General features: G+C 60.4%; 1 protein-coding gene. It reads right to left on the bottom strand.

What is annotated here, in order from left to right:
* Positions 1-1,205: ISL3 family transposase (locus tag IFO71_RS21580; protein ID WP_192031758.1), on the bottom strand; the 1,205-nt coding region annotated here is incomplete at its 3' end.
* Positions 1,206-1,302 lie beyond the last annotated feature (97 nt).

Below are 1,302 nucleotides of genomic sequence, written 5' to 3' on the forward strand. Positions count from 1 at the left end.
GCTCGGAAGTTGAGCTTGCCCGCGATCAAGAAGATGACGGTGCGGATCGTGTCGAAACGAGAGAATCCGCGAGCCCGGCGTTTGGCAGCTTGGAAGAGTCCGTTGAGGGCTTCGAGAAAGCCGTTGGTTTGCCGGGTTCTTGCCCAAGCCACGATGCCTTCCAAATGCCTGCGCACCAAGTCTGCGACCTTCTTCATCGGTTCGACCTTGGAGCGCATGACACAGGTGCACCAGCGTGTGAGCATGGTCCGCACGACGTTGATCTGCTTGCGTTCGAGGATCTGTCGGAGTTGTTCCTTGTACAGCCACGCACGAGCCGTCCGAACGGTGGACATGCGTGCGATCAGGGCATCGAGGTCCGCGATCGCTTCCGAGTCAAGCAGGGCGCGATCCTTGAGCAGGATCCAACGCATGCCCTTGAGCGACTTGTCATCGCGCTGCTCAATGCGCCGCGTGGTATCCACGGCGGTATTGGCGTGGCAGATGACGTGGAACTTGTCGAAGGTGAGTTGAGCGTTGGGCATCGTGTCGGTACAGCCCTTGATGAAAGCGGGCGACATGTCGATGCTGATCGATCGGATCTGCTCGGGAGGGCACCCCTTGGCCTGCAGCTCGGTCGCGATGTCGCGGATGGTCTGCAGCCCGCATCCCTCAGCGACCGAAATGACTCTGCGCCTATCCGCATCCGCGGCCAGAGTGACATAGTCATGACCCTTGGCCCGCGAGGTTTCGTCGATAGCCAGCGACGTCACACCGCTGTAGTCCGCAGTGTCGAGCGCCAGGGCCACATAACGCCGGCAGATCTGCAGCACGCGATACGGCGAGATGCCCACCAGGCGGGCAACCGCCGCGAAGGGCATTTGCGGCGCGAGCATCAGCACGAGTGCCTCGAAGAGCAGGGTGAATCCCGACAATTTGCCAGCGAACGGCGGCGTCACCAGGCGAACCGAACCATCCGGCAACTGCACCCGTGGCGTGCGGACCTCAAGAACGCACTCGTGCTGAAAGAAGTTCAAGTGCCGATACCGCTTAGTGAGCGTGTCGTACGCCGGATGAACGCCCTCAACCCCCTCGATTTGGAACCGGCTGCCCGGCACAAAGTCGATCCGAATCGTCAGTGTCCTGTCCTTGTCGCTGAACTGCAGTCCCGCCACGAACCAGGGCGCCGCAATCCCCAAAGCAGCTTCGAACAACTTGTCGTGCATGGGTCTCACTCTCCGAAATCAGCCTGCGCTCGACAAAACGGAGGCTGTCGGCGTCAGACCAAAATTCTCAGTTACCCACTTGGAATTCGATAGAGGC

Origin of the sequence: Pseudomarimonas arenosa (genome assembly GCF_014841215.1) — a bacterium.
GTDB lineage: Bacteria > Pseudomonadota > Gammaproteobacteria > Xanthomonadales > Xanthomonadaceae > Pseudomarimonas > Pseudomarimonas arenosa.